This window comes from Methylomonas sp. MgM2 (assembly GCF_054172045.1).
The window spans coordinates 1-1,499 of record NZ_JBSYXO010000091.1 but is presented as its reverse complement, the minus strand read 5'-3'; the positions used below and the strand labels follow the sequence as shown (position 1 = coordinate 1,499).

1 protein-coding gene is annotated in these 1,499 nt (G+C 51.6%); it reads left to right on the top strand.

What is annotated here, in order from left to right; translation table 11 throughout:
• Positions 1–168: 168 nt before the first annotated feature.
• Complete coding sequence (gene ltrA / locus ACW73I_RS22995) at positions 169–1,425, top strand: group II intron reverse transcriptase/maturase (protein WP_458031840.1); 1,257 nt, start codon at positions 169–171, stop codon at positions 1,423–1,425.
• Positions 1,426–1,499: the final 74 nt, after the last annotated feature.

Genomic DNA, 1,499 nt, shown 5'->3' with positions numbered 1-1,499 from the left:
CATAGCGCCTGTTCGGGCAACCGTCCAGGTGATTAAACAGAAGTCAGCAGACGGCATATTACCGGAAGCCATAGGACATGCGTTTCCGGGAAGGCCTGAACATCAGTCAAGAAGCAGCCCGCTTTATCTCTGTTCATTTGGATTGGCGGTAAAGAAAGGTAGCGAGTCTTGAACGAAGATCTACTGGAACAAATCCTGGCGCCGGCCAATCTGCAAGCGGCATGGAAGCAAGTGAAGCGGAACAAAGGTGCCGCCGGTGTCGATGATCTGGGCATTGTTGACTACCCGAAATGGGCAAAGCAACACTGGCCGGGCATTCGACGAGCCTTAACTGCGGGTTACTATATCCCGCAACCGGTCAAGCGGGTAGAAATTCCCAAACCGAATGGCGGCACACGCCTATTGGGCATCCCAACCGTGAATGACCGGGTGATTCAACAAGCCATTACCCAGGTATTGATGCCAATCTTCGATCGGCATTTCTCCAGCCATAGCTACGGCTTTCGTCCAAATAAATCGGCGCACCAAGCGGTTCTCAGTGTGCGCGGTTTTATCCAACAAGGCAGTCGCTACGCGGTGGACATTGATCTGTCGAAGTTCTTCGACAACGTCGACCATGACCTATTGATGTACCGACTCGGTCGACGCATTCGTGACAAACGGGTGTTAAAACTGATCGGTCGCTATCTTCGGACCGGTGTCGCCATCGGTGGTATGATCCAGCCAACGGCATTGGGCGTTCCGCAAGGCGGCCCTCTGTCTCCCTTGCTGGCTAACATCATGTTGGACGATCTGGATAAATACCTGGAATCAAAGCATTATGCTTTTGCTCGTTACGCCGATGATTTTGTCATCTGTGTAGATAGCCAAGAGGCGGGTGAGCGGATCAAAGAAGATGTTGAATGTTTTCTGAGAACGCTCAAGTTGCCGGTTAATCAAGACAAAAGCGGTGTCGTGAAAACCAACCAGTTGAGTTTTCTGGGGTTTACCTTCAGAGGTAAGAAGATCGTCTGGAGCGATAAGGCTTTGAAAGGTTTTAAGCATCAGATACGTTCTTTGACTAACCGTACCTGGAGTGTGAGTTGGCCGGTTCGTTATGAAAAGCTGCGCCGGTATATCGTCGGCTGGATCAATTACTTTGGTCTATCCGAATATTACCGCCCGGTGCCGGCTCTCGATGAATGGTTACGTCGCCGGATTCGCATGGGCTATTTGAAACAATGGCGCAGACCGAAAACCCGAATCCGTAACCTGCTCAAACTGGGCGTTGGTAAACGGCAGGCGATCAGCCTTGGGCTCAGCTCAAAGGGCTACTACCGTCTAGCGAAAACCTATGCGGTACAGCTTGGACTCAACGACCAATGGTTAAAGAATCAAGGGCTTGTCTCGATTAGAGAACAGTGGATCAAGTTTCATTACAACTGATGAACCGCCCGGTGCGGACCCGCATGCCGGGTGGTGTGGGGGCTGGGAGCTAGACACTCCCGGCTACCCGATTA